The sequence below is a fragment of the Pseudoalteromonas sp. 2CM39R genome, assembly GCF_023161845.1.
Genome location: NZ_JALNTM010000001.1, coordinates 783,001 through 807,360 on the forward strand (window position 1 = coordinate 783,001; position 24,360 = coordinate 807,360).

Here is a 24,360-nt window from a genome sequence, read left to right on the forward strand (position 1 = left end):
TTCCATTGTATTTGCTTTAGAGCTCATCTGCTTACAGCTTTTCTGTTTATCAAAATCGCGACCAGTTTTTTTTAGAGGTATGCTGTTTTGGCTGATGATAGGTTTGCCACTACTTTGGAGTTTTGGCCATTTCTTTTTAGGTTTACCAATTCTAACGATTGCTATTGCACTTGCTAAGTACTGTTTAAATGCTGCAATTTACTTATCTGTTATTGATTTACTGAGCTTTTTCTTTAGTCGCTATTCGTGGCATAAACATTATTCATCGCTCTATAAAATACTCAATTATGTAGTGACCTTACTGGTTGTGTTGGTAGTCATATTAACCTCCGTAGTACTAACCAATAACCATTATGCGCGCATTGAGTATGAGATAAATGCGCAGTTAAAAGAAAAAGCCAAAGAAATCGCACGCACAATTGATGCACACCTCGACCATAACAAAAAAGGGGTGGTATTAACCGCCAGAAGTATCGCCAATGGTGTTCCTCCTCAAGTCGCTCTTGAGAATATGGCAAATTTATATCCTGATTTTAGAACGCAAATCATTACTGATGCTTTTGCTGATGTAACTCACTTTTATCCACAATCGTTAGCGATTAGTTTGCAGCAATCAAACATACGCGCCAATGTGGCAGATAGAGATTACTTTATAAATGCACCTAATAATGAGCTTGGTTATATCTCTACAATATTTAAAGGTCGTGGTTTTGGTTCTTTACCTATAGTTGCAGTATCAGCACCGATTTATATTGAAAATACCTTTACTGGCGTTGTTGAAGGCTCACTGATGTTTGATTATTTTGCAGGCCTTAGGCCCAGTCTATTTAGTCATCAAGGCGAGTTGTTGATTTTAGATGCCAGCAACAAAGTGGTATTTAGCACATTAGATGACTTTGAAGAGCTGCAACAATTAACAGATCAAGAAATAGATTCGTTTGCAGATGAAGCACGCTTTAAAATGTTTGATGCTGAGAACGAGCAGCAGTTTTATGCCAGAGAAGCTCGCTCAACAGAACATAACTGGATTGTAATGACCATGCTCAATCGCAAGCATGCCAACAATGTTGCTGTGAGTGCATGGGGTCAGTCCTTGGTGATGATATTGTTCATTATTTTATTAACCAGTGTGTTTATCACGCAATTAAGTCGCTGGTTAATTACTCCTATCGAAAAGTTAGCTGAACAAATCGACAAATTTGAACCTGAGCGGGCAATCACAGATACCGACTTACCAGAAACTTGGCTAGAAGTGAGTCGTTTGCAGTCGCAGTTTTCGAGTTTAGCTAATAAGCTAGCGCTTAATTTTAATCGCTTGCATCAAGCTAATCACGAAAACGAAGTGTTGAATAACAAACTGACCGACTTTAATGCTCAGCTCGAGCAACAAGTTAATGATAAAACTAATGAGCTAGTCGAAGCTGTTCGCATTGCGAATCAAGCCAACCGTACTAAGTCGCAATTTTTAGCGAATATGAGCCATGAAATACGTACCCCGCTTAATGGTATTTTAGGCATGACTCAACTGCTATTAGAAAACCCTAAACTGCCCGAAACTGAGCGCGATGAGCTGGCGATGATCCACCAAAGTGCCAATAACCTGCTATTGATTTTAAATGACATTTTAGATTTTTCGAAAATTGAAGCGGGGGCACTTAAATTAGAAAACCGCGCTGTTGATATTAAGGCCTTACTACAACAATTAGCAAAAGTATTTAGCAATACCAGTGTGAAAACGGGTGTCGAATTTAACTTAAGCATAGCAAAGGACATACCTGAGTATATCCGCCTAGATCCACTGAGGTTTAGCCAAGTAATCAATAACATTTTGAGCAATGCGGGTAAATTTACTGAGTCTGGTGAAATAAACATGCAATGCAAAATGGCAAATGGTGCACTAGCAATAAAAATTCGCGATACAGGTATAGGTATTTCTGCAGATCAACAGGCTAAATTGTTTACAGAGTTCACTCAAGCCGATATATCGACCACCCGTAAATATGGTGGCACTGGGCTTGGGCTCACCATTAGTAAACGTATTATAGAGTTGATGGATGGAGAGCTCTCTTTAGTAAGCCAAGAAGGTAAGGGCAGTGAGTTTACTGTTGCTATCCCTGTGACGGTAAGCGGTGCAGAAGCAACGGCAGAACAAAGTACAGACAAGCCAACACTGAGTGGCATAAATGTATTAATTGTTGAAGATAACCCTGTAAATCAAATCGTGTTGCATAAAATGATGCAAGACACCCAGTGTACTATCAAAAAGGCAAACGATGGCTTACAGGCACTTGAAGAGCTTAAAAGCTTTACGGCAGATATTATATTGATGGACTGCCAAATGCCACACATGGATGGCTATCAATGTACACAAGAAATAAAACAGAACCCTGCGCTGTATGGCGAAGCTATCATTATTGCTATTACGGCGAACGCCTTTGAAGAGGACCAAAAGCGCTGCCTTGTAGCTGGCATGGATGACTTTATCTCGAAGCCCATTAATAAAGATGAGCTTTATCGCTGCTTAAATAAATGGTTTAAAGCGCGTTTAGTCGATCAATGATTGCCTGAATCGTGCTTTCTGCAATGAGATCATCGGCCAACATGGGTTTTGCGAAGTAGTACCCTTGTAAATCTTCGCAGCCCATCTCTGTTAAGAAGCTGATTTGCTCGCTAGTCTCAACTCCTTCAGCAATACAATATAAGCCTAAGTTCGATGACAACGCATGGATGGTTTTTATTATTGACTCATTACTTTTATCTTGGCCAATGTTTCGCACGAAGCTTTGGTCAATTTTGATCACATCAATCGGGAATTGACTTAGGTAAGTTAGTGACGAGTAACCTGTGCCAAAGTCATCCAGTAATAGTTTGAAGCCGGCATTTTTAAGTTTTTGCAGCTGCTTAGAAGCTTTCTCTTTATCTTCTAAAAGCGTATTTTCTGTAATTTCAAGGCGCAGTTGCACAGGCTTAACCATGTGATTATTCAAAATAAGTAATAAGCGTTCAGTTAAGTTTGATTTTAAAATATGCGTTGGCGACAAGTTTAATGATAAATAAAACTGTGGGTTAGCACGTAGCATTGGCAGCAGCTCTGTTAATGCTCTATCAAGTGCTTGCTCAGTCAACGCATCGATTAGACCTATCTCTTCAGCAATAGGAATAAATTCGGCAGGTGATACAAAACCTTGCTCATTCTTCCAGCGCATTAAAAGCTCAACGCCGTTTATTGTTTTAGTTTTAGCATTAACAATAGGCTGATAGTTATTAAATAACTCATCGTCTTTAAACGCATCTTTCAAGGCATTTTCAAGTAACAGCTTTTTGGTTAGCTGGTTATTCATCTGCTCTGTGAAATATTTAAAATTGTTACGGCCAGATTGCTTAGCATGCATCATAGCTATATCTGAATTTTTAATTAAATCATCTGCTGTTTTCGCATCAAATGGGTAAAGAGCGACACCAACACTCGCTGAAATGTTGATTGAAAAGTCGTCAATTATAACCTTGCTTGCCAGTTCTTCAGTGAGCTTTTTAACGAGATCACTGAGTGTTTGCGGTGAGTGTAAATCTTTAATAAGAACCAAAAATTCATCACCACTTTGACGACCAATTACGGCGTTATCAGGTAACATTAGGCTTACTCTTTGCGTGATATCGCAAAGTAATTGGTCGCCGACAGCGTGCCCGAATGAATCATTTACAGGCTTAAATTTATCTAAATCAATAAATAATAATGCAGCTAGTTTATTGTATTTTTTGGCGTTATTTATACAGTTGCTAATTTTTGTATACATTAAAGAGCGGTTAGGCAAGCCTGTTAGCGGATCATAGTTTGCTAAGTAACGCAAATCGTCTTCAGCGCGTTTTTGCTCTGTTAAGTCTGAAATTACAATTACATAATGACTAATTGATTGGTTTTCCTTGGCTACAGCCGTGACACTAATATGAACTGGGTGTGCAGGGCTTTTTAAAGTACGAATGACAGCCTCTGTTTTCCAATTTTGCTTTGGTTTAAGTGTTTTTAATACGTCTATATATTCAAGGTATTTTGCACGGCCTATGGCTGCAATAAAGTCGCGACTAGTAAGCTCTGCAACATTGTTTGGCGTGGCGAATGCTTCACCAAAACTAGCATTAGCTGAAAATGGTTTGAGTTGATTGTCTAAAATTAGCAACCAGTCGTTTATTTGCCCAAATGCTTCGCCGAGCACACTGGCTTGCAGGGCATTAGCGCGTTGCTCTGTAATATTGGTATAAATACCGGTTATTTTTAATGGGCGGTTGTTTTCATCGGTAGCAATAATACGACCAATGTCTTCATACCAAAGCCAGTTACCATTTTTATGTTTTAAACGGTAAGTAGTATTCCATTGTTGGTTATTTGTTTGCTTACAAAATAGTTGCCACTGGCTAGTTACATTATTGCGATCGTGCGGGTGCACTAAGCCCACAAACTTGTTGAGGCTTATACCATCTTTATACTCGGCATAGCCCAGTTCAGCAGAAAAGCGGGTCGTTCTTAAAAATTGTTCTGCTAGGTTAATCTCCCAAACACCACTTTTAGTACTACTTAAAGCGAGTTCGGTTTGTTGTTGTGATTTTACAGCTTCTGCATGCGCACGGCCGATCATTTGCTGACGAGCGCGGTATTGCCAAAATAGGAAAAACAAAACAGCTAAAACAATAATGACATAACTTGCTTTTGCAGCAGGGGATGACCAAGGTGCATGTGCAACATTAAATCTTAGTTGTCTAGACGCTGATATTGCATCGCTTAACTCGGTTGACGACGACACTGATAACACATAATCACCAGGCGGTAACTTAGTGAAAAAGACCTCATTGGTTGTTAGCTTGTCATATTGCAGTGAGGTTGGCCCATCAAGGGTCACTCGGTACGATGTTTTATCTTTATTAATGGTATCAAAATTAGAAAAGGTGACTGCTAAGCCCATATCATCATAAGTGATTTGAAGAGGCGTATTCACATATTTATATGGATGGTAGTTAAGCTCTCGCGAAAGCAAAGTTACATTGGTAATTTCGGTAGTTATATTACCAGCCTCTACAGGTGACGATAAAAAGTCCTCTGGTGAAAGTAAAAGTACGCCTCGGGTACTACCAAATGCAAGTTGTCCGTTATGTAAGGTGGTGTCGGCATCAATGTTAAATTCATTAACTGCTAAACCATCGCGAATAAAGTAACGGTCAAGTTCTAAGGAGCTTAAGTCAAGGCGGTAAAGGCCATTTTGAGTCCCTAACCATAAAAAGCCAAAACGATCTATTTGCAATGCAAAAACAGATTTAGCTTTTAAGCCCGACTGTATATTAATACGGTGTTTAACTTCGTAAGTTTTAGCATCTATGCCAATAAGTCCTTCGTCAGCCGAGCCAAGCCAAAGGGTATTGTTATAATCCATCACCCAGTCATCAATTGTGGTGAACGCTAAAGGGTTATAGTTTTCTGTTTGGTATATCAGTGTTAACTTTTGAGTCTGCTCATTGTAGCGGTATAACTTGCCAGACATACTCAGTACATATTCGTTGGGATGGTCAGGCAGTGGCTCTAAAAAAGCATGGGCATTAACTAGGTCAACTTGTTCTTTTAGTCCTTTAATTGTTGAAAGTTCACCTGTTTTACCATTGTACTTATAAAAATTTTGGTCATCTAAAAATGCAAATTGATCATTACCCATAGCACGAAAGCCCCAGTTAGGGCCGTAATTTATAAGGTGCATGGCCTCAGCATTGCCTTTTATAGGCACTAGTTCGCCAGTCTGTTTATCAAACAAGGCAAGACCTACGTATTTCATTAGCCACAGATAACGGTTGCTGTCATCAATGTTAGCTTCAGTAATACCATAAATACCATGCTCACCATGAAAGGCTTTTTCATCGTTACTAACTAAATATGGTGTAATATCTTTAGTAAGTTGGTTGTACTTCATTAGGCCATTATCTGTACCTATCCAAACGGTATCATTTTGATCTTGTAATACCGACCAGACATTATTATTGAAGCGAGCTTGGTTATTTTTTAATTCAATGTGTTTAAAACGTCTTGCTAGTGTTGACCATGTAAAAACGCCTTGAGAACGAGATGCAAGCCACAGCAAGCCAGTTTTATCAATCATTACATCTTGAATTGAATTGTCAGACATCAAAAACTTACTTTGTTCAAAGTTTAAGATGAACTCAACCGACATGGTTTGGCGATTAAATTCGAACAATCCTTTTTCTGTGACGATATATTCACCAAATGAGTTAACAGAGTAGTCCCAAATATTTAAGTTAGGGATTAACAGCCTTACCTTATCAAATGCCAATAAACGGTTAGCGTTAAAAGGTATATCAAACATGCCCTCTACAGTGCCAACAAATAAGCCCAGTTGCGCATCGACCCTTAAAAATTTTACGTTTTTATTATCTTCGGTGACCTGAGATTTATCGGTAAGCGGAATATGCGAGATATGCTCATCTGCAAGGTTTTTTGAGAAAAGCCCATTTGATGTGCCTATATATAAAAAGTTGTCGTGCAGGGTGAGTGCTCGCACAATATGCTCTTCTTTATTGATAGAGAACTCATGCAAAAACTTTTTTGATTGCTTGTTGTATGAATAAACGTGCTGAGCAATAGCGAAGTAAAAAAAGTAATCGTCTTCAGTGATTGCTAAAATGGGCGAAAAGAAAACATCTTCAGGGTCTAGTTTGCCAGAATAGATTTTTTCAACTTTTAGTGTTTTTGGGTCTATTAGAAAAGCACCTGAAAACTCAGTGCTGACGAAAATGTTTCCGTCGTCAGTTTTATGCATTGTGGTAATTTGTCGCTGATCGAGCATGTGCTCTCCAGCAAAAGGCGCTACCTGATAACCATCATACCTATTTAAGCCTTGGTAGGTACCAATCCAGATAAAGCCTAAATCATCTTGCACGATTTTAGTTACACTGCCTTGCGTAAGTCCTTCATCGGTTGAAATACGCTGCATTTGCAAAGCATAGTTTTGTGCCAACGCCGAAGAGGAAAGCGTGAAGAACAGCAAACTGAAAATCAAAAGAAAAAGTTTAGGCACTGACTGATTAACCCTAAATTATTATTTGCGCATAATTTTTAACAAAATATAGCACAATTATGGCTGTAATTAATGGTTCTGAAAAGAAAAAATAGTAATAAGGTCTACTTGTTGCTGAAACTGAGACCTATGCTATAACTAGTTCAATTATCAGCAATTTGAGAACGTGATGCGCCATTCATTTATATGCCAAAAAAGTAAAGCAATGTTATTGATTATTGACCTTCAGGCTGGGCTTGAACCGGTAATTAATGGCTTTGGCTCAGCTGTTAATCAGACCGAAAAGTTAATAAAAGCAGCTAAAGCTTTAGATATTCCTTATTTATTTACCGAACAAAACCCAACCAAGTTAGGTAAAAGTAGTGAACATCTCTTACCTTTTATAACTGGCACTAACTGCTATCACAAAATACATTTTAGCGCATGCCAAGAGGTTCAATTTAACAACCTATTGGCTGGCTTTAACCGTAAGCAAATAGTGGTAACGGGCACAGAGTCGCATGTGTGTGTACTGCAAACTTGTTTAGACTTAATTGCCAATGGTTATCAAGTGTTTGTAGTGGAAGATGCCATTGCATCACGCAACGAAAAACACAAAGAGTTAGCAATTAAGCAGCTATTGGCAGCAGGTGCTATTATTAGCTGTACAGAAAGTGTGATATTTCAATGGCTAGAAAAAGCAGGGACCGATCAATTTAGAGCATTATTGCAATTAATAAAGTGAACCATGATGCGCATCAAACCGTATTGGCTCGATTAATTGTATTTTTGTAAATTATTTAATAATTAAGGCTTTATCTATGACGAGTGTGCGCCGCCTTTTTACTTATTTGTTCCTTTTATTGTTTATTGAATCTTTAGTTTTAGGCTTTATTTATTCGACCTTAATTACAGGTGTGGTAACGGGTTTATTATTACTGTCTTTACCGCTTTGGATGCTCCATCAATTCCCTACGAGCAAATTAACTGCTCATGTTGTAGCTGCCGGTTGCATGATGTTTTCGTTTTTACACATCCAACAAAGCTACGGCCTCATAGAAGTTCACTTTGAAATTTTTATTTTAATGGCTGTGTTGATCATGTTTGTTGAATGGCGCGTGTTTATTACAGCACTTGCTTTTGTGGCCGTTCACCATTTGAGCTTTTACTTTTTACAGAAAAACGAAGTCGGTTTATACGTTTTTGACCCAGACAGACTGTATTTTAGCACCGTACTTATTCATGCCGTGTATGCCATTGTTGAAGCAATTGTAGCCGGCTACATTGCAAAAACTCTTCATCGTGAACGTAGTTCTGGCTTATCGTTAAGCACAACGACAGAGCAGATAATGGCCGACGAAAACAGTATTAATATTAGTTTAAGAGCGGATGATAGTCACAGTGAAGCTGTAGCGGGTTTTAACCGTTTACTGGGTTTCGTATCGAGTGTGATAGGTGATGTTCAAAGCCAAAGTAGTGTTTTAAAAAATCAGTCTAAACAATTGCTTGAAGTACACGACGAATTGCATGAGCAAGCACTTCATCGTGAGCAGTTATCGACGGATATTGCGCAGTCAGGTGAACGAGTCGCCGAAGGCTTTGCCCATGTTGAACAAGAAAGTAATGAACTACAAACACAGTTTGAACAGCTCCATTTAAGTGCCACAGAGGCATTAAATGAAGTGGCGAATACCGATAGCAAAACCGCGGAGCTTGCTAATAACCTTCAAGAAGCAGATCAAAACATAGGCCAACTGGTGAGTGCATGTTCGCATATCTCAGAATTACTTAATGAGATTTCGTCAATTGCTGAGCAAACGAATTTACTTGCGCTTAACGCTGCAATTGAAGCTGCACGTGCTGGTGAACAAGGCCGCGGCTTTGCGGTAGTGGCTGATGAAGTTAGAAACTTGGCAACACGCAGTAAAAACACGACGGATAAAATAACCAATACGCTTGAAAGCTTAATGCAAAACAGCGCCTCATCAACTAAGTCGATGCAGGGTAGTGTTGCGCTTATAGAGCAGTTATCTGCAATTAGTTCGCAGATGAAACTGCAAATTACCGAGATGACAGAGCAGGTGAATGTTGCTGCAAGTAGCTCACAGTCGGTTGCTCATGTAGTGCAAAATCAAGCGGGTAATACGCGTGCTATTGCCGATAATTCACAGGCCTTAATTGCTAACCAAGCCAACGACAACTTGATGATTGAAAAACTCACCGATCGCGTACAGTTAATTGATGTCAGTATCGATGTACTGGAGCAAGGTATTGCTAAATTCAAATAGCAAATGGCTGATAATGGCAACTCTGCTTTGGGTTGCCTCTGTGGCATTAGCCTTGGTGTTTGCTTATTCTCAACAAGCAAGCACCTTTGATCCAGATAAAAAGCTAGCCACAACAAATTGGTTACCTGCTTTTCAACAAAGTATGGAGCTTGGCACCACAAATACAGATACCTTGTACATTATTGATGAAAATACCTGTGTATGCTCAGAGCGTTCACAACCGCACATAACAAGCCTTAGCAGCTATGCAGCAGAGCAAGGTATTGAAGTAATAAAACTTAAACCAACATCTGCGGTTGCTGCAATATTACCCGCTCAACCTGCCGCAGTACTTGTTTCAGAAAATCAACAGCTTGTGTATGCAGGCCCATTATCAAAAGGACTCGCCTGTTCAAGTCAGAATGGCTTTGTTGAGTTAGTAATCGCAAACTTACGTGCGGGTTTCAATAGCCAGTTTATTAACTCAGATGCTGAGGGGTGTTATTGTGAGATTAATTGAGCTAGAAAGGTAAGTAAAAGAGGCCAAGTAATATTGGCCTCTGACTTTATAAAATTATTGAATTTGGCCTCGTATCTCACCGCTTGGGTTTGCAGGCGTATGAATGTTTACATAATGACCGCCTGAAGCTAAAACTGAAAAGATATCGGCATCTATCATTAAGCCTGTGCTGTTCATCCAGCGATTCATATCATCACTGTCTTGTACTAGAGGAGCTAACACAGGGCCATTCTCACCGGCTGCACCGGTATGAATGTGTGCTGCAGTTGCATCGCTTACACCCGATGTAAGTACTTGCAGCTCAACACTATAATCATTGGTATTCACTAGCGCATAACCATCACCAGATGCATCCGTTGTAACCGCGGGAACTTCTTGTTCACCACTTAGCGGGAAGGTTACAAACACATAGTTATCGGTAAGGATTTGACCACGTAGTTCGCCACCTGGATTAGCTGGAGTATGCACATTAACGTAGTGACCACCTGATGCGAGTACTGCAAAAATATCAGCGTTAATCATGGTGTTTTCAGGTGTTTGCCACAGGTTCATGTTATCGCTTGACTGCTCTAACGCTGCAAGAACGTCGCCATTGGTGCCTATACGACCTGTATGAATGTAGGCAGCAGTTGCGTCACTCACACCTTCGGTTAACGCTCTTAATTCTAAATGGTAGTTATCCATGTTAACTAAGGCATAACCACTACCTGATGCCATCGTATCAACGGCTGGAACTTCTTGCATACCACTAAGTGGGAAAGTTACGAGCTGATAGTTATCTGTTAGGATCTGACCTCTAATTTCGCCACCCGTGTTAGCAGGCGTATGCACGTTAACGTAATGACCACCTGATGCAAGTACTTCAAAGATCTCAGCGTTAATCATGGTATTTGCTGGCGTCATCCACATGCCTGCGTCAGTTGTTGACTGCTCAAGTGCAACGAGTACGTCGCCATTCGTGCCAATTCGGCCGGTGTGAATGTGCGCACCTGTCGCATCATCAACACCCATTGTGTTTACTAATAGCTCTAAGGCATAGTTATCCATGTTGATTAATGCATAACCTTCACCGCTCGCATCAGTTTCGACTGCAGGAACTTCTTGTTTACCGCTTAGTTTAAAACTCGTAAAACCATAGTTACTGGTTAAGATTTGCCCGCGAAGCTCGCCGCCAGCATTAGCAGGTGTATGAACATTGACATAGTGACCGCCAGAAGCCAGCACTGCAAAAATATCCGCGTTGATTTGCGTGTTGCTTGGTGTCATCCAGACATTACTGTCGTCCATTGATTGTTCAAGAGCTACTAATACATCGCCATTAGTACCGATACGGCCTGTATGAATGTGCGCAGCACTTGCATCGTCTAAGCCTGACGTGATAACAGTTAGCTCTACACTGTAGTCTGTTGTATCAACAAGGGCATAACCATCACCATCAGCCATGGTGCTGACCATAGGAACTTCTTGATTACCACTTAAGTCAAAGGCCGCAACTGCATAGTTGTCTGTTAAGATTTGGCCGCGAATTTCGCCACCGGCAAATTCAGGCGTATGAACATTAACATAGTGACCGCCGTCTAAAAGTACTGCCAGAGTGTCGCTGTCGATCATGGTGCCTTCTGGTACAACCCAGTCAGTCATGACTTCGTCGTCTTGTTCTAAAGTCACGAATACATCACCATTTGAGCCTAATTTTCCTGTATGGATGTGAGCTGCTGTAGCATCGTCAACACCCATAGTCACCGCACGAAGTCGTAATTCTGTCGTGGCGCTATCATAAGATGCATAGCCATAACCCATTGCATCGCTGTCGTTCATAGGCACTTGCTGATCGCCATTTAAAACAAACGTGATGATACTCGTTGTATCAGGCACAATTTGCGCACGGAGTTCGCCGTTTGCATACTGTTCGGTATGAAGGTTAATGTACCAATCGCCATCCATTAAATCAGCGATCAAGCTTTCATCAAGGTCGGTAATTGCGACTTCATACATACCATCGGTAGTGGCTTCAAATGCAAAAGCAACATCACCATTAGCGCCTAAATCGCCGTCGTGTATGTGTGCTGCACTAAAGCCTTCGACTGAGCTTGCATCAAGTGTTGCACGAAATTGCATTAAACTTTCGTCAAGCTCTACCGTTGCAGTCGCTGTTTGCATTGAGTCATTCATTGGCACTTCTTGTTTGCCACTTAAAGTTACAGAATAGGTTTTACTTGGAGTGAATTCTTGAACTGGGGGAGGGGTAACAACTTCGGTATTATCGTCATCATCATCGCTACACGCGGTGAGAAAAAGTAAGCTGCTGGCCAGGAGTATGTATTTCATCGTTCTTCCTTATATCTTTGTATGTTCGGACGTTACGACGTGTCCATTTCAATAAGGCTTACGGCAGGTGTTTAAAAAGAGATCACAAAAGGTTATTTAAAAGTTAAAAACTGGTTTTTTAGTATTAGTTTGTTGAAAGAGGGGATTAATAGTTAAAGTTTAATATCGCTAACTTTAAAGGAACATACATGCTTAGCAACATAAAAAGTTTTGGGTGGTAAATGGGTACGAATTGTGCATCTATTTTGTTTTCAAAAGGTTTATAGCTAAACGTCAAAAAATTAACGATAGGAAAACTATGCAGCTAACTTCGTACACATCCTCATTCCTAAAAGAGCCATTATTAGATCAGCAAAATAAAAATGAGCTAAACCCAGAAAGTGAAAAAGCAACAAACCTTCAAGGCTCTAAACAACAAGAAGCGGGCGTTGATTCTGATCCACAAGCAGAAGCTCAATCAAAGACATCACACACACAACAAGAGCTAGTAGTAAAAATAAAGGAGTTACAAAATAAGATTAATAGTTTAAAAAGTAACAAAGACCTAGCTCCAGAACAACGAGAAAGTGAGTTACTTGAGCTTAATAAACAACTTGATGAAGAAATAAATGCAGTCCAGCTTGCCGTAAAAAGTAATGTTTCTACGATGATAAACTCTTTGTTTGCTCCTACTTCTAGTAATCACTCTGGTATGCTGTTTAACAATAAAGCCTAAGTTGAAGGCAAAGCGCTTGCTCGCAGTTGCTTTGCCAATTGCATATTTATAAGTCCGCTAAATTACATACTTTATAAGTGAGTAGATGAGAGTACATATAAAGGTAAATAGGAAGAACCATTTTATGTGAACTGTTATTGGTGACCCGCGTTTGGCTGTTCTGATCATAGTGACTGGGTAATCATACTCAACAAGTGTCTTGAAGAGTTCAGGATGCTCTAAGCTCCAGTCATTTAAAGGAATTGAATCACCATAGCGAGTTTTAAAAATAACAGAAAATAGATAGGCACGCCTAGGTTGTGGATCGTTAATATCGTAGCCGCTTTTGGTGCGTGTAAAATTCCATATGGCCTCAACATTAAGTAAATCTTCTCTTTTAATTGTTCGTGGTTTTCTGTCATCGAATAAAAGTGCAGGCAAGTAAACCTGTTCTTGGTTTATTTTAATTTCGCACAACGGGGATTCATGGATGAAGTAACGCTTATTGGCGATAAACATTTGAACTAAAAAGTAACTGAGATATGTAATGATCACAGTGGCAATTGCACCTGCACCGGATTGTGTTTTCCAAAGAAGGTGGCAAGCAATGATGAATATAGCACCAGTGATTAATTTTGCTTGAATTTCTGCGCTTCAGGTAAAGGGACTGCGCATCTCAAGATAGGTATTTCAGATTGCACTTTCGTTTTTATGAGAGTCTGAAAAAAGATGGAGCTAAAGTTATCACGGGTTAATTTAAAAGTAGGCGCTTCCATGTGTCCTCGATTACATATTTAGTATTAGGGGGAAAATAGCAAACGCAGTGCTTTACTATCAACTAAAAAACACCAGATTTTGTTTAAGTTTGGTTGGAGCATAACTTGCTTTTTATTGGTATAGTAAGTTACTGATAAATATGTAAATGTGAACTGGTGAAATGATAGATTATTTTCTTATTATTTTGATGGTACTTTCGGCTGTTTTATTTTTGTTTGTAATGGTTTTGTTTATCTTAGCTCCAAAATTCGCAAAAAAAGAGATTTTCATAAACTACTACGGCGGAACAGGTGCAATTTATCATGGTTTTAAGCTGTTCAAAGTTGAATCCTATCGGGAAGACAAAGTGTGGGCTTGTAAAGTCATTAAATACTCATCCATAGCAATTGTAGTATTGTTTTTCATTATGGTTTTTTTAATAAAATTGAATGGAATTCAACAGAGCTAGGAGTCGGTTCTTGTTTTTCTTTCGTGGATTATGGTTAAGCACTATGCCAAAAAACGTAACAGTTTTTTTCTGAGCTAATCGAAGAGACTCAAGTTAAATGGTGGAGATACTATGAAGTATTTAATTTTTATCCTTTTATTCCAAAGCGGCATTTGCATGGCGTTACAGCCTATATCTGAATATTGTGAAGACTCTTATCTGTTAGGCCGAATCGGAGGTGATATTTTTGCAGCAAACAAATGCCTAGTATATGGTTACACTGCTGAGGATATGACTTTCTTCAAGAATAGAAACACAAGTATTGAATTCGATGATATTAAACCTTTAATAGAAAAGTTTATCAATATTGTCAATTCTGAAGGAGATTCATTTTTCGATAAACAAAAAGCTTTTGATGAATACACTGGAGTGATAGATAGTTTCTCAGTGCCTCTATTTTCGAGCTATGATGAATTCGAAGATGCTAAAGCTTCATTAGTATTTTCGATTAACTACACAACTCATTGTAACATATCAGTTTTAGATTACAGTGGAGGTGATAAATTCATGATTGGATATAAACTTAATCGAATGACTGATGAAGGTAAATATAACTATGATTATTTGTATATAGTGCTCCCTAAAGAAGCAAAAATAAATAAAGCGGATAGTGATGGTTTAATAGATGCTTTTTGTCATAATGATTTAAGCTTTAAAAATAAAGAATAATGGTAAGTAGCTTTTATCTATCCAAAGAGGCCAAGCTACATTTTTCCCTCTAAATTATAATACCCACTTCAGTTCAGTCTTTAGTTGAGGTCAATATGAAAGACCTGAACCCATTTTGTGTTCGTTCGATATTGGCTCGGGGAAAAGAAACTAGCATGGTTCATATGGCAACTTCGGCCCATAGATTAGCCATAGGAGATTTAGTTAATGTATGAACTTATTTTCAGTCCGATTTTATGGGAACCAAAATTGGTTTTTACTTAACACTTGTTTGTTCTGTTCTACTAATATTGTGCTGCCCGAAGATAAAATACTGGTACGAAAATAAACTACAGTTTGAAAAGAAAGTTAACTTCTGGTTTGGCTTCTTATTTGTATTTGGCTTTTTTGTAATGCAGTCACTGTCATTTTATTGCCTAGTATTAAAATCTAATGACATAGATTCTGGAAATTATTCTACAGTTGAAGGAGCTATTGAAGATATTCAAATTGTTGAAAGAAATAGTAGAGAAGAGGCTTTTACTGTTGATGGAGTCCGCTTTAAGTACAATGATTACGGAACAGAAAACACCTTTTTTACGAATAGAAAGCATGATTCAGATACAATCCAAGAGGGGCGAGTTGTAAAAATTGCTTACCTTAGAGAAGGAAATGAAAACCTGATTTTTGAGTTGAGCGTAAGAAAGTAAATGTTAGCAAGGATGTGCTCTTTTTAACTCAAGCAAACAGCTGCTGGAGGCGTTCTATCAGATCTCCAAGGGGGGCAAATTTGAACATAGTTTTATCACTGCTGCTATTAGAAAGGTGTTGGGAAAATTCAGACCAATGCAACGTATGGGCGTGTAATAATCCAAGCAATTGCTGGGGGACTGTGGATGTGACCACAACAAACCAAGCTCAATATAGTGAAGGTTTGTATTAGTATGAGTTTGAGGTTTTTTAAAGATGGAACCTTAATCAACGATAATTTAATTGATTATTCTACTGAAATTAACTACGAGTCACAAACAGTGATTGGTAGCAAGTCTCACTTTCGGGTATTGGGTGGTTTTGGGAATAAAGGGGTCATATGCGAAGTATAATTTTTTTGGTATCGATAATCCTAAATTTTGTATTAATTTATATAGCTTATGGTTATAACCATGATGAGAATGGGGTTTTTATTCTAGCTAATCATTATGAAAGAAAGTGTCTAATGGACTGGAAATCTAAAGACCCAAACGTTTCTTATATCAAAGAACATAAAGTGAGCGGTCCTGAGCCTTTTAAGGAAAGTGTCATATTGGAGTTTGGAGGCTACCCTTCAAATGTATCTTTCGAATATGAGTTTTCCTCTTGTTTTAGTGATAGTTTTACTTGGGTAAAATCACTAGAAGAGTTAGATGTTACGGTGGAAATCTTCAAGTCCCAGTCAAAAAGTGTTGGATTCTATAAACCTATGGATTCAGATAGAATACTTGTTTATGGAGATCATGATCGCTAAGGGGCCTCAATAGACTTTTAATCTAGAAAAATAGTTGTAATGGGTTAATTTAGCACTTTCTGATTTTGTGTAACTTCCTTTGCTGAAATGAACAGTCTAAACAAATTTGAAGGTTATTTTAAAACCAATAGGGTCAGATCTTTCTTTTTGCCTTTTAGCTAGTCGAATGTCATATATAAGCAATGGTTTAATAGAAGTTCTCAACGTGTAGGGCATTTTACGATGGGCAAGCACAAGTTCCGGAATGGATTTAAATCATAAAGTGTTACTTCAATTTGGCAAATCTAAAGCAACATCAAGGCGTAAGTTAGCTGTAATTGTCGAGCAAAGAAAAGAGTTGGGTGATTATTTTCAATTACACTATTCGCGTGTTAGTAAGATTGTTGCAAAAGGCAAGACCTGACCCCTAGATGCTTGCTGACACTGCTACAATTTCAATAACTCCAGCAGGTAAATAATGGACAAAATATTAGAAAAATTTTTACGAAAGCGTAAGCTGGCGATAAAAAATCCTGAAAAGTATAGAAAGGTTTATATAAATAATAAAAAAGAGCTTAATTTTTATATTGAGCAAGGAGAAACGCAAAGAGGTATACCTAGCAATGATAAATTGCCTTTCTTTAACTGGGAGGTATTAAATACAGAGTTGTCAATTCCATGTCATTATTATGAGATGGATGCACAAGCTAGTTTTGTAGATGATAACTTACTTGATTTAGGTAAGTTAAGCATATGCTTAACTTATGGATACCACCTGCTTATGATAGAAAACTATAACCTAAAACGCTTCACACATCGCTTTAGTCGTGAACCTTTAAGGTTGGTATCACCAACATCTGTATTTCAGCTAAGTATTGCAGTGATATTGCATAATAATGAATATGCTCGCCAAATTTATACGTTATTTCAAGCAGGTTACATGAAGCACTGGGTGAATAGATCAAAAAGTCACATTGGTGATTTTATTATCTTGCTGTTTGATAAGGTAAAAGGTGGCAATACCCTAAAGCCGATCGTAGATGATTTTGCTTATCAAGCTATTTTAGATACCTGGGATAGTACAGACTTAACAAAAGTTACCGCTTATCTAAATCAGTTATGTGATGATCAAGTCGCTCAGGTTGCATCACCACCGAGTAAGATGTTTTTTGAGTTCGATAATATGAACTGGCAATTTACACCTTATGCTGCACTTATGCTGCTAACGCTAAGAGCACAACATGGCCTTGAAAACCCTGATTTTGAGCACCCTGGTTTTGGCAATGTTACTTCTTTACTATTAACGCAGCCTGTAGCCCCTGAAAAAGATGATCTGCTTGAACAGCTTGTAGTCAAATTACATGAGCAAGGCTTTGATGAAAAAGTGTTACTAGCGTAGCATCTAAAAAGTGTCACTAAAATGGTCAGGTCTTTCTTTTTGCCTTTAAGCTAGTCCAATGTTGTTTATAAGCAATGGTTTAATAGAAGTTCTCAACGTGTAGGGCATTTTACGATGGGCAAGCACAAACTCCAGAATGGATTTAAATCGAGAAAGTGTTACTTCAATTTGGCAAATCTAAAGCGATAGCAAGCCGAAAATTTGCGCTATTTGTCGAGCAAGGAAAATAATTAGGTGATTATTTTCAATTACACTATTCACGTGAAAGTAAGATAGTGGCAAAAGGAAAGACCTGACCCCGAGGTCACGTACTATCACAGAGCGGTAGTGATTGGCATATACAATGTTTATGCATATCAGACTACCCAAAAAGTTACTTATCAATATCAATAAAACAGCAATAGTGGAAGGTGTTCTTGTACTATATATTCAGGAGATGGTAAATGTTAAGGTCCCTTTTTCTTTGTTTTTTATTTTTTAGTTTTAGTTTACAAAGCAAAGTAGTGTTCACTAATATATATTCTTTGCTAGGAAACTCTGACAAATATTTAAATAAGGAAGTCAATTTTTCTGGCTATCTTGTGAGGAATACTGGCGGGATTTATGAGTTATATCCCTCAAAGTCAGATAGTGAGTTTTTTCTCAAAGATAGATATTTAGATGTCATCACCTTCTATGATGGAGTCAATTTACTTGATGCTTGCGTGCAAAGCTATGTGTTTATACAAGCTAGATTTACTTTTCATAAAGATAATTCTGAAACACGAGTCTTAGATAAGGTCTCTTTTGTTCATAAATATGATGAAAACGAAAAGTACACTAAGTTTAGTCCTTGCTATATAAAAAATAAAAAGTAAGCGTTGAGAGCTAGTATAAAAAACCAATAGGGTCAGGTATTTCTTTTTAGCTAGTCCAATGTCATATATAAGCAATGTTTAATAGAAATTATTAACGTGTTGAAAAGAGTTGGGTGATTATCTTAAGCTTCATTACTCCTACTCAAGCGCGAGTCGGGTAGTGGCAAAAAGCAAGACCTGACCCCTAGATGCTTGCTGACACTGCTAAAATTTCAATGACTCCAGCAGGTAAATAATGGATAAAATATTAGAAAAATTTTTACGTAAGCGTAAGCTGGCGATAAAAAATCCTGAAAAGTATAGAAAGGTTTATATAAATAATACAAAAGAGCTTAACTTTTATATTGAGCAAGGAGAAACGAAAAACGGTGTTCCTATAAATGAAAAATTACCATTTTTTAACTGGGAGGTATTAAATACGGAACTGTTAATTCCATGTGATTATTATGAGATGGATGCACAAGCTAGTTTTGTAGATGATAATTTACTAGATTTAGGTAAATTAAATATATGTTTAAGTTATGGATATTACATGCTTACAATACAAAGTTATAAGTTCAAGCGCTTCACACATCGCTTTAGTCGTGAACCTTTAAGGTTGGTATCACCAACATCTGTATTTCAGCTAAGTATTGCAGTGATATTGCATAATAATGAATATGCTCGCCAAATTTATACGTTATTTCAAGCAGGTTACATGAAGCACTGGGTGAATAGATCAAAAAGTCACATTGGTGATTTTATTATCTTGCTGTTTGATAAGGTAAAAGGTGGCAATACCCTAAAGCCGATCGTAGATGATTTTGCTTATCAAGCTATTTTAGATAACTGGGATAGTACAGACTTAACAAATGTTACCTCTTATCTAAATCAGTTATGTGACGATCAAGTCGCTCAGGTTGCATCACCACCGAGTAAGATGTTTTTTGAGTTCGATAATATGAACTGGCAATTTACACCTTATGCTGCACTTATGCTGCTAACGCTAAGAGCACAACATGGCCTTGAAAACTCTGATTTTGAGCACCCTGGTTTTGGCAATGTTACTTCTTTACTATTAACGCAGCCTGTAGTCCCTAAAAAAGATGACCTGCTTGAACAGCTTGTAGTCAAATTACATGAGCAAGGCTTTGATGAAAAAGCGTTACTAGCGTAGCATCTAAAAAGTGTCACTAAAATGGTCAGGTCTTTCTTTTTGCCTTTAAGCTAGTCCAATGTTGTTTATAAGCAATGGTTTAATAGAAGTTCTCAACGTGTAGGGCATTTTACGATGGGCAAGCACAAGCTCTAGAATGGATTTAAATCGATAAAATGTTACTCCAATTTGGAAAATCTAAAGCAACATCAAGCCGTAAGTTAGCGGTAATTGTCGAGCAAAGAAAAGAATTGGATGATTATTTTCAATTACACTATTCAAGCGTGAGTTTGGTAGTGGCAAAAGGCAAGACCTGACCCTATGTGTGTAGGTTCTTGTTTTCTCTTTCGTGGATTATGGTTAAGCACTATGCCAAACAACGTAACAGCTTTTTTCTGAGCTAATCGTAGAGACTCAAGTTAAATGGTGGAGTTACTATGAGATATTTTATTTTTATCCTTTTATTCCAAAGCGGCATTTGCATGGCGTTACAGCCTATATCTGAATATTGTGAAGATTCTGATTTGTTACTCAGTTTTGCTGGTGATACCTTTGCAGCAACAAATTGTTTGGCTTATGGGTTTAATGCGGAAAATGCGTTCTTTTCTAAAGCTATTAATACAAGTATTAGATTTGAAAAAATTAAGCCTGCAATTGATACATTTGTCAAAATTGTCAATACCGATGGAGGGTCATCCTTTGACAAACAAGAAGTTTTTTATAAGTACGTTGGGGAAATAGATAGTTTCTCAGTGCCTCTATTTGCGAGCTATGATGAATTCGAAGATGCTAAAGCTTCATTAGTATTTTCGATTAACTACACAACTCATTGTAACATATCAGTGTTAGATTACAGTGGAGGTGATAAATTTATGATTGGATATAAACTCAATCGAATGACTGATGAAGGTAAATACAACTATGATTATTTGCATATAGAGCTCCCTAAAGAAGCAAAAATAAATAAAGCGGATAGTGATGGTTTAATAGATGCTTTTTGTCATAATGATTTAAGCTTTAAAAATAAAAAATAATGGTAAGTAGCTTTTATCTATCCAAAGAGGTCGAGCTACATTTTCCTTCTAAATCATAATAACCACTTTAGTTGAGGTCAAAAAAGAAAGGCCTGACCCCATGGTCACGTAATATCACAGAGCGGTAGTGATTGGTATATACAGTGTTTATGCATATCAGACTACCCAAAAAGTTACTTATCAATATCAATATCAATAAAACAGCAATAGTGGAAGGTGTTCTTGTACACTATATATATTCAGGAGATGGTAAATGTTAAGGTTCCTTTTTCTTTGTTTTTTATTTTTTAGTTTTAGTCTACAAAGCAAAGTAGTGTTCACTAATATATATTCTTTGCTAGGAAACTCTGACAAATATTTAAATAAGGAAGTCAAATTTTCTGGCTATCTTGTTAAGAATACTGGCGGGATTTATGAGTTATATCCCTCAAAGTCAGATAGTGAATTTTTTCTCAAAGATAGATATTTAGATGTCATCACCTTCTATGATGGAGTCAATTTACTTGATGCTTGCGTGCAAAGCTATGTGTTTATACAAGCTAGATTTACTTTTCATAAAGATAATTCTGAAAGACGAGTCTTAGATAAGGTCTCTTTTGTTCATAAATATGATGAAAACGAAAAGTACACTAAGTTTAGTCCTTGCTATATAAAAAATAAAAAGTAAGCGTTGAGAGCTAGAATCAAACAGGGTCAGGTTTTTCTTTTGTCTTTTAGTTAGTCCAATGTTGTTTATAAGCAATGGTTTAATATAAGTCATCAAAATTCTGGGCATTTTACGATGGGCAAGCACAAGCTCCAGATTGGCTTTAAATCGACAAAATGTTATCCCTTATTTGAAAAATCTAAAGCAACCTCCGGTGAAAAATTAATTTTGGAGAGCAACCCAAGCCAAGCAAAACAAAATTAATACGGTCAGTTTAATAGAAGTTCTCAACATGCTGGGCATTTTACGATGGGCAAGCACAAGCTCCAGAATGGCTTGAAATTGACAAAATGTTACTCCAATTTGGAAAATCTAAAGTGATAGCAAGGCGAAAGTTTGCTTAATTTGTTGAGCAAAGAAAAGAATTGGGTGATTATCTTAAGCTTCATTACTCCTACTCAAGCGCGAGTCGGGTAGTTGCAAAAAGAAAGACTTGACCCCATGGTTCTTATATGAATTTTATAAAGTTAGTATTCTATATCATAATGTCAAAGCGAGCCTTTATAGTTATAGGTATGATTATTGGGGGTATTATTTATTATTTTACAGGAAGTTATGTATATTCAATTTGTGGTGGTCTTTTGTTGTACATATTTTCTTATTGGAATTTCTTTGGTCCTGTAAGCCTTGCTGTTAAAAGAAGTATTGTAAGGTTAAAGAAAAGGGATCTTGCTATTGATACCTATAGTTTATTTTTTTCGAATGAAGTGAAAGACTTTGGTATTTTGAAAGAAAATTGGTTTCATGGTTATGGTTATATTGACCACTTTATACGTATTTATAAGACTCAAGTAGTGGAAAAAGGTATTGCATTTTACCCGATGACTATTCCTTATTTCCATGTATATATTATACCTTGGGGCACTATTAAAACCGTTAGTCAAAACAGAGATTTCTGTGTAGAGAGTAAAGTAAACCCTGAAGAAACTCTCGAAATCAGCTTTAAAGGTAATGAAAGAATTTTTTTACCAATAAGTTCAGATATGCTTAAGGTGATAAATGAAAGTTTAAGTAAATAAACAGTATTGGCACCTCGGCCTTCTTTCTCAATAAAAAGCTATCAAATGCGCTGTTAATCCCCGTAGAACTGCGCATTTGCTAACAGCAGACTGTGCAATTTATGTCGGTGCTACTAATGGGGCAAGCACAAACTCCAGAATGGATTTAAATCGGTAAAGTGTTACCCCTATTTGGAAAATCTAAAGCAACATCAAGCCTTAAGTTTGCGCTATTTGTCGAGCAAGGAAAAGAATTGGATGATTATCTTCAATTACGCTATTCGCGTGTAAGTAAGATGGTGGCGAAAAGCAAGACCTGTCCCCATGGTTTGAACCTATCTAAGCGTCTCAATGCGCCTGTTTATGTAACTTTAATGTATTCTAGAACTGAAGTTTTTATACATTCAAATATCAACTCAAGGGAAGCAATAAATGAATAAATTTTTAGTATTTTCAATCGTTGTTTTTTTAATAAGTTGTCAGAGTCAAGGAGCAATTTCTGTTAATGAGTTACTCAATAAGCGTGATAAGTATAATGATAATCAAGTAACGGTGGAGGGTTTTTTCGGTTTTGACACTATTTATAGTAATAGAAATGACTATGATAATTTTGGAGATGGCTTCCTTTTTGTCTTAATAAAGGGCGAAGGTAATGAGCAATTTTTTACAGAGTGTACTGAGCAGGAAGCAATATTGACAGGGACTTTCAGAAAAGGGAAATCAGATGGAGGTACTAGAAACTATTTACTCCATATTATTGAATTCAGGCCAGTAGATTCACCAAAAATTAATTGTTTGAAGCTTTTGGAATATTAAAAGTTATGAAGTGCACAACCAATCCCAGTAGAACTGTTCACCAACTAGCAGCAGACAGTCCAATCTGTGTCAGTGCCACTAATTAGTGGCGCTGGCTCAAATAGCTAGCACTGTTGTTTAAAAGTGACACCGTTTACTGAATTTACATGAACACGGAACTTGTTTTATTTGCCCTTAATGAAGTGTATTCATGTGGCGGTTATTTACAATAAATGAGTCGATACAGAAGTTGTTGTTTGAGTGCTTTTTAGCTCGTTGGTGGAGTTGGTTGAAATAAAAGGTTTATAAGCTCAACGATTTATGAATGGCGAATGAAGTTATAAAAACGATTCATCCCATCAAAAGAATTAGCTACCAGCCCAATTTTAATCGCTTGATCATATAGCTTATTATACAAACCAAGCGTTGGCTGTATGGTCAAACAGTTGCCAGATATTAATCTCATAGGGAGGCTAAAGTCCTTGAAAAGACTATAGGATCAGGTCATTCTTTTCGCCTTTTGCTTATTGAGAAAAACCAGATATGTTCCTGACGATTACGAGTTTCTGAAGCGTTGGCTTCTTTGTTTTACATTGCCGAATGATCTGTATTTAAGCCAGTCCATCTTTTTCATTCAACTACAAAACTAACCCCTCTCAAAAAAGTTAAAAATTTTTTCTTTGCTCGTTTTTAACTAACTGCCCAAATCATAAGGGAAAATTTTTAGCTGTGTGCCATTTAGGAAATTTTGGTATAAAAGTTATGCAAATATTGCCTATAACACTATTGCGAACTATTACCGTTTAGATTAATATGCTGACCATCAAGAGAAATGAGAGTGGTTTGCATTCATGTATATCTGTTTATGTCATGGTGTGACTGATAAAAAAATCGAACAAACAATTGATGATGGCGCTATGACGATGCGCGATTTATCAAAAGAGCTGCAAGTGGGTAGCCAGTGTGGCAAGTGTTGTGGTTGTTGCAAAAAAATTCTTAATCGCAAACTGATCGAAATTGCAGATATCACTGAGCAAGTAGCTTAATTACTTGCTCTTAAGCATGCGTGCTTAACTATTTTTCCTTCGTTTAATTCTTCTAATTTATCCCCATACTTACGAGTTTTTATTTGCTTTTAACCCCTTCATTTATTAGGGTTATAACAAAGCAGATACGTGTATCA

19 protein-coding genes are annotated in these 24,360 nt (G+C 37.4%); 17 read left to right on the forward strand and 2 right to left on the reverse strand.

Going from position 1 to position 24,360, the window contains the following annotated elements; translation table 11 throughout:
- The first annotated feature begins 79 nt into the window (after positions 1-79).
- Positions 80-2,560, forward strand: coding sequence for a response regulator (locus MTF66_RS03480; protein ID WP_248526396.1), 2,481 nt, complete (start codon positions 80-82; stop codon positions 2,558-2,560).
- Here the strand turns inward: MTF66_RS03480 and MTF66_RS03485 are convergent.
- Entirely contained in the window at positions 2,535-6,986 is a 4,452-nt protein-coding gene (locus tag MTF66_RS03485) for an EAL domain-containing protein (protein ID WP_248526397.1), read from the reverse strand. The two genes, MTF66_RS03480 and MTF66_RS03485, sit on opposite strands and share 26 nt — an antisense overlap.
- Positions 6,987-7,275: 289 nt before the next feature.
- Here MTF66_RS03485 and MTF66_RS03490 point away from each other — a divergent pair, with 289 nt between their 5' ends.
- From MTF66_RS03490 to MTF66_RS03500, 3 genes are all read left to right on the forward strand, one after another.
- Positions 7,276-7,794, forward strand: coding sequence for an isochorismatase family protein (locus MTF66_RS03490; RefSeq protein ID WP_248526398.1), 519 nt, complete (start codon positions 7,276-7,278; stop codon positions 7,792-7,794).
- 76 nt (positions 7,795-7,870) lie between these two features.
- On the forward strand, positions 7,871-9,337 hold the full coding sequence (locus MTF66_RS03495) for a methyl-accepting chemotaxis protein (RefSeq protein ID WP_248526399.1): 1,467 nt from the start codon (positions 7,871-7,873) through the stop codon (positions 9,335-9,337).
- Positions 9,338-9,350: 13 nt separating this feature from the next.
- A complete protein-coding gene (locus tag MTF66_RS03500; protein ID WP_248526400.1) occupies positions 9,351-9,836 on the forward strand; it encodes a DUF6436 domain-containing protein in 486 nt (161 codons plus the stop codon).
- 54 nt (positions 9,837-9,890) lie between these two features.
- On the opposite strand, the gene MTF66_RS03505 is transcribed toward MTF66_RS03500, so the two are convergent.
- Positions 9,891-12,164 (reverse strand): CHRD domain-containing protein, encoded by a 2,274-nt coding sequence (locus tag MTF66_RS03505; RefSeq protein ID WP_248526401.1) that lies wholly within the window; start codon positions 12,162-12,164, stop codon positions 9,891-9,893.
- 298 nt (positions 12,165-12,462) lie between these two features.
- Between MTF66_RS03505 and MTF66_RS03510 the strand changes: the two genes are divergently transcribed.
- The 13 genes from MTF66_RS03510 (at position 12,463) to MTF66_RS03570 (ending at position 24,223) form a co-directional block, all read left to right on the forward strand.
- Positions 12,463-12,879 carry a hypothetical protein gene (locus tag MTF66_RS03510; protein WP_248526402.1) on the forward strand — a complete coding sequence of 139 codons (417 nt, stop codon included), beginning with the start codon at positions 12,463-12,465 and terminating at the stop codon, positions 12,877-12,879.
- Between the two features lie 1,315 nt (positions 12,880-14,194).
- On the forward strand, positions 14,195-14,791 hold the full coding sequence (locus MTF66_RS03515) for a hypothetical protein (protein WP_248526403.1): 597 nt from the start codon (positions 14,195-14,197) through the stop codon (positions 14,789-14,791).
- Between the two features lie 236 nt (positions 14,792-15,027).
- Entirely contained in the window at positions 15,028-15,480 is a 453-nt protein-coding gene (locus MTF66_RS03520; protein ID WP_248526404.1) for a hypothetical protein, read from the forward strand.
- Positions 15,481-15,714: 234 nt separating this feature from the next.
- A complete protein-coding gene (locus MTF66_RS03525) occupies positions 15,715-15,873 on the forward strand; it encodes a hypothetical protein (RefSeq protein ID WP_161936934.1) in 159 nt (52 codons plus the stop codon).
- A gap of 113 nt (positions 15,874-15,986) precedes the next feature.
- On the forward strand, positions 15,987-16,274 hold the full coding sequence (locus tag MTF66_RS03530; protein ID WP_248526405.1) for a hypothetical protein: 288 nt from the start codon (positions 15,987-15,989) through the stop codon (positions 16,272-16,274).
- Between the two features lie 457 nt (positions 16,275-16,731).
- Entirely contained in the window at positions 16,732-17,652 is a 921-nt protein-coding gene (locus MTF66_RS03535) for a hypothetical protein (RefSeq protein WP_248526406.1), read from the forward strand.
- A 503-nt stretch (positions 17,653-18,155) separates the two neighbouring features.
- Positions 18,156-18,509, forward strand: a complete 354-nt coding sequence (locus MTF66_RS03540) for a hypothetical protein (protein ID WP_248526407.1) — start codon at positions 18,156-18,158, stop codon at positions 18,507-18,509.
- 235 nt (positions 18,510-18,744) lie between these two features.
- On the forward strand, positions 18,745-19,665 hold the full coding sequence (locus MTF66_RS03545) for a hypothetical protein (RefSeq protein WP_248526408.1): 921 nt from the start codon (positions 18,745-18,747) through the stop codon (positions 19,663-19,665).
- Between the two features lie 416 nt (positions 19,666-20,081).
- On the forward strand, positions 20,082-20,678 hold the full coding sequence (locus tag MTF66_RS03550; RefSeq protein ID WP_248526409.1) for a hypothetical protein: 597 nt from the start codon (positions 20,082-20,084) through the stop codon (positions 20,676-20,678).
- A gap of 313 nt (positions 20,679-20,991) precedes the next feature.
- Positions 20,992-21,345, forward strand: a complete 354-nt coding sequence (locus MTF66_RS03555; protein ID WP_248526410.1) for a hypothetical protein — start codon at positions 20,992-20,994, stop codon at positions 21,343-21,345.
- A 491-nt stretch (positions 21,346-21,836) separates the two neighbouring features.
- Positions 21,837-22,403: a hypothetical protein gene (locus MTF66_RS03560; protein ID WP_248526411.1), complete on the forward strand. Its 567-nt coding sequence runs from the start codon at positions 21,837-21,839 to the stop codon at positions 22,401-22,403.
- A gap of 411 nt (positions 22,404-22,814) precedes the next feature.
- Complete coding sequence (locus MTF66_RS03565; protein ID WP_248526412.1) at positions 22,815-23,198, forward strand: hypothetical protein; 384 nt, start codon at positions 22,815-22,817, stop codon at positions 23,196-23,198.
- 830 nt (positions 23,199-24,028) lie between these two features.
- Positions 24,029-24,223, forward strand: coding sequence for a (2Fe-2S)-binding protein (locus tag MTF66_RS03570; protein WP_054554573.1), 195 nt, complete (start codon positions 24,029-24,031; stop codon positions 24,221-24,223).
- Positions 24,224-24,360: the final 137 nt, after the last annotated feature.

Coding starts and splice junctions, on each gene's coding strand:
- MTF66_RS03480 (WP_248526396.1), top strand. CDS start 80: ATGCTGTTTTGGCTGATGATAGGTTTGCCACTACTTTGGAGTTTTGGC.
- MTF66_RS03485 (WP_248526397.1), bottom strand. CDS start 6,986: ATGCAGCGTATTTCAACCGATGAAGGACTTACGCAAGGCAGTGTAACT.
- MTF66_RS03490 (WP_248526398.1), top strand. CDS start 7,276: ATGTTATTGATTATTGACCTTCAGGCTGGGCTTGAACCGGTAATTAAT.
- MTF66_RS03495 (WP_248526399.1), top strand. CDS start 7,871: ATGACGAGTGTGCGCCGCCTTTTTACTTATTTGTTCCTTTTATTGTTT.
- MTF66_RS03500 (WP_248526400.1), top strand. CDS start 9,351: ATGGCAACTCTGCTTTGGGTTGCCTCTGTGGCATTAGCCTTGGTGTTT.
- MTF66_RS03505 (WP_248526401.1), bottom strand. CDS start 12,164: ATGAAATACATACTCCTGGCCAGCAGCTTACTTTTTCTCACCGCGTGT.
- MTF66_RS03510 (WP_248526402.1), top strand. CDS start 12,463: ATGCAGCTAACTTCGTACACATCCTCATTCCTAAAAGAGCCATTATTA.
- MTF66_RS03515 (WP_248526403.1), top strand. CDS start 14,195: ATGAAGTATTTAATTTTTATCCTTTTATTCCAAAGCGGCATTTGCATG.
- MTF66_RS03520 (WP_248526404.1), top strand. CDS start 15,028: ATGGGAACCAAAATTGGTTTTTACTTAACACTTGTTTGTTCTGTTCTA.
- MTF66_RS03525 (WP_161936934.1), top strand. CDS start 15,715: ATGAGTTTGAGGTTTTTTAAAGATGGAACCTTAATCAACGATAATTTA.
- MTF66_RS03530 (WP_248526405.1), top strand. CDS start 15,987: ATGGACTGGAAATCTAAAGACCCAAACGTTTCTTATATCAAAGAACAT.
- MTF66_RS03535 (WP_248526406.1), top strand. CDS start 16,732: ATGGACAAAATATTAGAAAAATTTTTACGAAAGCGTAAGCTGGCGATA.
- MTF66_RS03545 (WP_248526408.1), top strand. CDS start 18,745: ATGGATAAAATATTAGAAAAATTTTTACGTAAGCGTAAGCTGGCGATA.
- MTF66_RS03550 (WP_248526409.1), top strand. CDS start 20,082: ATGAGATATTTTATTTTTATCCTTTTATTCCAAAGCGGCATTTGCATG.
- MTF66_RS03560 (WP_248526411.1), top strand. CDS start 21,837: ATGAATTTTATAAAGTTAGTATTCTATATCATAATGTCAAAGCGAGCC.
- MTF66_RS03565 (WP_248526412.1), top strand. CDS start 22,815: ATGAATAAATTTTTAGTATTTTCAATCGTTGTTTTTTTAATAAGTTGT.
- MTF66_RS03570 (WP_054554573.1), top strand. CDS start 24,029: ATGTATATCTGTTTATGTCATGGTGTGACTGATAAAAAAATCGAACAA.